This window comes from Sphingobacterium sp. FBM7-1 (assembly GCF_020687765.1).
Lineage (GTDB): Bacteria > Bacteroidota > Bacteroidia > Sphingobacteriales > Sphingobacteriaceae > Sphingobacterium.
Genome location: NZ_JAJEWJ010000014.1, coordinates 1 through 6,429, shown reverse-complemented (window position 1 = coordinate 6,429; position 6,429 = coordinate 1). Strand labels below are relative to the sequence as shown.

At 32.2% G+C, this 6,429-nt stretch carries 5 protein-coding genes; 2 read left to right on the top strand and 3 right to left on the bottom strand.

Annotated features, from left to right (window positions below; translation table 11 throughout):
* Window positions 1-457: 457 nt before the first annotated feature.
* Window positions 458-1,684 carry an EreD family erythromycin esterase gene (gene ere(D) / locus LKO28_RS15270; RefSeq protein WP_227695900.1) on the top strand — a complete coding sequence of 409 codons (1,227 nt, stop codon included), beginning with the start codon at window positions 458-460 and terminating at the stop codon, window positions 1,682-1,684.
* 192 nt (window positions 1,685-1,876) lie between these two features.
* On the opposite strand, the gene abc-f is transcribed toward ere(D), so the two are convergent.
* From abc-f to LKO28_RS15255, 3 genes are all read right to left on the bottom strand, one after another.
* The gene (gene abc-f / locus LKO28_RS15265) at window positions 1,877-3,472 is read right to left on the bottom strand and encodes a ribosomal protection-like ABC-F family protein (RefSeq protein WP_090410526.1); all 1,596 of its coding nucleotides are present in this window, start codon (window positions 3,470-3,472) and stop codon (window positions 1,877-1,879) included.
* 357 nt (window positions 3,473-3,829) lie between these two features.
* The gene (lnu(H), locus tag LKO28_RS15260; protein ID WP_064964663.1) at window positions 3,830-4,600 is read right to left on the bottom strand and encodes a lincosamide nucleotidyltransferase Lnu(H); all 771 of its coding nucleotides are present in this window, start codon (window positions 4,598-4,600) and stop codon (window positions 3,830-3,832) included.
* Between the two features lie 273 nt (window positions 4,601-4,873).
* Window positions 4,874-5,845, bottom strand: coding sequence for a phosphotransferase (locus LKO28_RS15255; RefSeq protein ID WP_158211183.1), 972 nt, complete (start codon window positions 5,843-5,845; stop codon window positions 4,874-4,876).
* A 467-nt stretch (window positions 5,846-6,312) separates the two neighbouring features.
* On the opposite strand from LKO28_RS15255, the gene LKO28_RS15250 reads away from it, so the two are divergent.
* The coding region (locus LKO28_RS15250; protein ID WP_227695901.1) for an rRNA adenine N-6-methyltransferase family protein at window positions 6,313-6,429 on the top strand (117 nt) is incomplete at its 3' end.

The window sequence follows — 6,429 nt, the reverse complement described above, 5'->3', positions numbered from 1 at the left end:
AACTTGTCAGAAGAAGAACTCTTACATCTTCGTTTTTCTCCGACCATTCTATAATTGTTCTTAACTTTTCTTCTCTGACTTTCATTTTGTTTGGTTCGGTTTTACTATGTCGTACAACGGGAAACGCATTGGCGAAGTGGCGGATAAATTGGACAAAAAGTTCAATTTAGCGAGAACGTAGCCGATGTGTTTCCACAGAGCTAACTTACAAATAAAAAGCGAATGTGGAACACATTCGGCGGAATAAAATGCAGAAACTTTCAATTTAGCACTTAACCTGCCATTTTGCCAATGCGATGTTATGTGAAGGAATTTTTAGTATCTTTGTATTCAAATAATTCACATTTTATGTATTTCAGCAAGCCTTGGTAATTAAAAATTAAAGTAAATTATTAAATCGTCTTTTTGAGACGGTTGCTATTTGGTACGTTAATTTTTAATTTAAAATAAGGTAATAATGAAAAATATAAAACCCTTAACTTTTCCGTTTAATTCGGAAAATAATACATCCATAAAACAAAGTCTTTTTCGATTTCGAGAATATTTTGATTCTTCTACAATTGTTGGTTTAGGCGAAAACTCACATTTCATAAAAGAGTTTTTTACATTCAGGCATCAAGTTATTGAGTTTTTAGTAACTGAATGTGATTTTGACACCTTGGCATTTGAGTTTGGTTTTTCTGAAGGATTAGAAGTTGATAACTGGATAAAATCACAAATTCCATTCGACGATTTGGATAAGTTACTGTCACACTTTTATTATCCAAATGAGTTTAAAGATACTTTGCTATGGCTTCGTCGGTATAATCAAGACAATAATAATCAAATTACCTTTTTAGGTGTGGATATTCCTAAAAATGGAGGTTCTTATTTTCCAAACTTTCGTATTGTATCTGATTATTTGCAAAGACTTTCAATCGTTTCTTCTGATGTCTTACAGAAGATTTTAAATCTTGCTGAGAAATTTGATTTCTATTCGACTTCTCAGCTTGCGTTAAATTTATCGCTTTTTGATGAAGCTGAACATAATGAATTAAAAGCATTGCTATTAAAAGTTTACATTCGTTTGATTACTCTTCAACCAAAATTAGAAAGTTTAGAATTTCAATCGATAGTTCATCAAGTTAAAGGCTTGATTTATATGAATTATAATGCTGATGCTATGGAAAGTTTCATTACTGAAAGGGGAATTGAAGGAGATATGGGAGCAAAAGACCAGTATATGGCAGAAAGCATTGATTGGTTTTTGAAAAATTCACTTGGTAAAAAGATTATTTTGGTTGCCCACAATGCTCACATTCAAAAAACTCCGGTAGATTTTGATGGATTTATTAGTTGTTATCCAATGGGGCAAAGACTTTCGATGACTTTTGGAGAAAAATATAAAGCATTTGCAATAACTAATCTACGTGGAGAAACTGCGGCATTGTATCCTGATAATGATTATCAATTTGGCTTTAGGGTTGATAAATTTCCACTTGATTTTCCAGAGTCGGATTCTGTTGAATTTATTATGCAAGAATTTGGAGGAAAAGAATGCTGTTTACTAATGAACAGAAGTACGGAATTAAAAAATTGTAATAAGATTCGATTTGATTCGATGTGCCTAAAAACTGAAATAGAAGAAGCTTTTGACGGAATTTTTCTAATAGAAAAATCAACTGTTTCAGAAGTAGTGGATTGAGAATTTATAAATTTAATTTCGAAACGGCACTTTCTTTTTGGAGGTGCCGTTTTATTCTTTCACATAACCGCGGCTTTGCGAGGGAGCGGATTTTAGCATAAGACTTCCAAGCGAAGACGGAACTTTAAATATAACGAAAATCTTTGAACGGAAACAATAACCCGCTCTCTTGCAAAACCGATGTTATCGGCTTTACTTCATTAATTCAATAGTTCGTTCAATATTTATTTCTTGTAAGAACGTTTTATCGTGGGAAATTACAATTAAAGTTCCTTCATATTCATTGATTGCATTGGTTAAAATTTCGATGTTTTGAAGGTCTAAATTATTGGTAGGTTCATCTAAGATAATAATGTCGGGAGATTGATTAGCAATGTTTAAACAACACAACATTAACCGCATTCTTTCTCCGCCACTCAATGTATGACAAGGCTTATCCCAATCATCTTTTGAAAATAAAAAACGGTCTAATCTGATTTTTACTTCGTGTTCCTGAAGGCCGGTTTGATTAAATTCTTGAGCTTGTTCATAAATCTGTAAATGATTATTGATTAAAGAATAATCTTGGTCAATATAAACAGAATGACTTTCAGCAATAAATATTTTTCCTTCCGTTGGTTTAAGTTTTCCGAGTATTATTTGGATAAGTGTGGTTTTTCCTGTTCCATTTTTTCCGTTGATAGCAATTCGTTCACCGCTGACAATTTGAATGTTTAGAGGTTTCTCCCATAATAAACCTCCTGTTCTATATGCGAAATTGATATTTTCTGCTATAAACAGATTTTTACCTTTATGAAGATTGGAAGAATCAAATTCAAATTTCATTTGTTCTATATCAGAAACGGAAAGCCTCAAATCTTGAAGTTCTTCTTTTATACCATTAATTTTATCTGAATGAACTCCGGCAATTTTTGCTGAGCTTCTTTCAGCATTATTCTTCCAAGCATCTGATACTATCTTGGGAAGTCCAGCTTTTCCTAAATTCTTTTTTGCTCGAACATCTAATTTTTGTTGTCGTTCAATTGTTTTTCGCTCCTTTTCTTTCGCCTTTCTAAGTGCTTTTTCTTTGCTCTGAATATCTTGACTTAAGGCGTTTTGTTCAATTTCTTTTTGCTCTTTATAAAATTCATAGTTTCCGCCATAAACTTTAATTTCATTTCTGTTGAGCTCACAAATAGGATTTAATAACTGAAGTAACTCTCGGTCGTGGCTAACGATTATAAAAGTTGCTCTTGAGGTTTGAATAAAATCGTATAGTAAGTCTCTACTGGATTTGTCAAGATGATTACTGGGTTCATCTAATAAAACAAATGATGGTTGATGAATAAATATACCTGCGAGAAAGACTTTTGTTTTTTGTCCTCCACTTAATTCGCTTAATTTTTGAGATAGTGATAAATCAGAAATATCCCAATAGCTTAGGGCTTCTTGACATTTTTCTTCTATCGTCCAATCGTCATTTAAAAGGCTATAATTCTTTTCATCTACACTTCCGTTTAAAATTTCGTGTAAAGCATTGAGTTTGGTTTCAACTTGTAAGGCTTGGGCAATTGTCAAATCATTAAACTGACCGAAAATTTGAGGAATATAATAGGGTTTGGTTTCGGAGGAAATTTGTCCGTCATCAGGTTCTAATTCCTTGGCTATAAGTTTGAGTAAAGTAGATTTTCCAACACCATTATTGCCAATTAATGCAATTTTATCGGAATGGTTTACTGTCATACTTAAATTAGTAAACAGCGTATTTTTATTGGGATGTGAATAGGATAAATTTTGAATCGTAAGCATAATTAATTTCTTTTTGAGTTTAACAAAAGTGGGAGCCCAATTTTTTGAGCTGATTGTTAGATTGTCTAAGAAATTAATTTTTACATTTTCTGCTTACTTTTTATTTATGTTGCAAATATAATATTTTTTCTGAACTACTTTATTTCGTATTGCCGATAACGTTTGACGGCTTTGCGAAGGAGCGGATTAGAAAGACTAAACTTTCAATTTTGAACTAACTTAAGCAAAACCATTTTTTCTATTTGCTAATTTACATTTTAAAAGCAAATAAAAAATGGTTTTGCGGATTAAATGCACAAACCTTGAATTAACCACTTAACCCGCTCTTTTGCAAAACCGATGTTGGCGGTAGTTTTTTTATCTTATTTTGTGTAGGATTTCTTTCAGTTTGGGTTCAATATTTAGTTCATCAAATAGTTTTTCCGATAAATTTAATGAGTTCTCAAAAGCCAAAACGATGTTTTTGGGATTTAAATCTGATGTTACTTTTTTATACTCTGAATACCAAATCGTGTCAATGTCCTTTTCGAGACTTTTAGTCGGACTTTCCCAATGTTGCGTTTTGCTTGTTCTTGCTCTTATAAGCCAAAGCAAGTATTTCTGCACATTTGATAAACTGTGATGAGCGTGAGCAAATTCTTCTCGTTTAATCAAGTTGCTTGTTGTCAGTACAACATTCAGTAATGATTGGCTTAACCACAAAATATTTTCATTTGTTATTCTTTCGGGCGATTTCGTTTTGATTTGATTAAGCGTTTTCGTTAAAAGTCCATCTTTGTCGGTTAGGTTCATTTGGTCAAAATCGCTAAATTCAACAATTCCGTCCCAAGATTTGATAATTTCAATTTCCTCCGTTTTTAAAAAATGGAATTCTCCTCTGACCATATTCTCGAAAATAGCAACTTCACTTCCATATTCGTTTGTAAAATATAAAGCCAAAGGATGAATTTGATTTACCCATTTTTCTGTCGAGAAATTTTCTTTATTTTTCAAGAAGATGTAAAATTCGATGTCAGAATATTTGTCTCCTTCGTTTTTGGTAAATGAACCATACATAAAAACGGCGGAAACATTTTCGTCTTGTTGAGCTATATATTTTGTTTTGTCAATCATTTGTAACTGTGTCATTTTTCTAATTTTTAAATGTTGATAATAGAAATTTTCACTACTTTTTGAAAGCAATGAAAAAGTTTTACGTTGTTTATTTTGGACAGTTACTTATAGCTTCATCGGATTATACTTTTTTATGTTCAACATTCTGTTTGGTAAAATTACCGCCAACGGTTTGGGGCTTTGCGAGGGCGGGGATTTTCAGCAGAAAATCTCGACCGAAGCACTAAGCTACAAATATAGCGAAAATCTCCAACGGAGTATTTTCGCCCCGCTCTTGCAAAACCCTTGTTACCTGCTGGCTGTGTTTTTAGGTTTGGATATTATGTTATCAACTTCTTTTTTCAGATAGTTTAAGTTGATTTTGTATTCTTCCGAATTGAGTTCGTCAAATTGTAATTGTTCGATAAACTCAAAAATATCTTGAAGTTTTCTACTTGTCAGATAATATTGTAAAACCGTTTCATTGATTTGATAATCAGGATTGAGTTCATAATATCTTTTGATAAACAAATCAAAATAAGGTTGCTGATAAATGCTGAAAATATCGGCTTCGGGTGGTGCAAACTTTATTCCTTCCCAATCCAAAAGATATAATTTTTGTTTGTCTGTGATAAGATTCCAATGATGAATATCTGTATGACATAAACAATATTTTAAATCTTTTTCCTTTAAAGCATTTGATAAATTATACCATTCGTTGATTTGATTTTTTATAATTGAAAGATTAGGTTGCAGTACCGTTTTGATTTCCGTTTTTAGTTGGTCAAGGTTTTTTTCTATCCAATTGTTTAGTTTAGAAATAAACGAAAGGTCAAATGTTTCAGAAATCTGCGAAAGGTCAAAAGGAGTTTTTTTTAAATGATGTAACTGACTGACAATTTCGGCTAATTGAGTTATTTGTTCTTTGGTTAAATTTTTTTCTCCAACTGTTTCTCCTTTAATGTAATCAAACAAAACATATATATAATTTTCATCTTCGCACCTAAAATCATCAGATTGCGTTTTAATCAATCGAATGATTTTTCCTTTCAGCAGAGTTTGATTATCAAGCCAATCCACAATGGGAAGATAAAGGTCGATGTGTTCCGTTAAATAAGAAGTTGATTTTCGACTTTTTTCATAAACTTTTAAAAAATAAAAATGCTCGTTTTCATCTTCTATTTTATAAGCCAAAGAAGCCCAACCACCTTTTTGTTTAGAAATTGTGTTTGTTTTGATAAGATATTTTTGTTGCAATGTTTTTATCAATGTTTCAACCATTTTATTTTGTCGGATTTTTGGTTCACAGCTTGCAGGTAACGTTTTTCAGCTACACGCAGGCAGGGATTTTTACCACTAAGCTACCTACGATGAACTGAACTTTAAATTTACCACTTTCCAGTCTTACGAAGCACGAACCCCCTGCTTGCGTATAGGTGATGTTATGCGGTCGGCTTTCATTTTCTCTTCTTTCTCGTTAATTTGTCAAGCAAAGTTACTAAATTTGCAGTCAAGCAATTTCAATTTTTGAATTATGTATTTCAGCAGACCTTGGACTTCTATCTAAGTGATAGGCAGTCCTGAATAAATTCCAATCAATCTTTTAGGGCAAGACAATCAGTCTATGCTTTGTGTGTGCAGTCATTTTTTTTGATGGCATTGCTTTGTCGTAGTTGCTCTGTCGGGTAATACTGTCTATTCACTTCTCTGTGATTTGAATTCAAGTATTCACCTGTAAGAAGTTACTAATGACAAAAAAGAAATTGCCCGTTCGTTTTACGGGTCAGCACTTTACTATTGATAAAGTGCTAATAAAAGATGCAATAAGACAAGCAAATATAAGTAATCAGGATACGGTTTTAGAT

Coding starts and splice junctions, on each gene's coding strand:
- LKO28_RS15255 (WP_158211183.1), bottom strand. CDS start 5,845: ATGGTTGAAACATTGATAAAAACATTGCAACAAAAATATCTTATCAAA.
- abc-f (WP_090410526.1), bottom strand. CDS start 3,472: ATGCTTACGATTCAAAATTTATCCTATTCACATCCCAATAAAAATACG.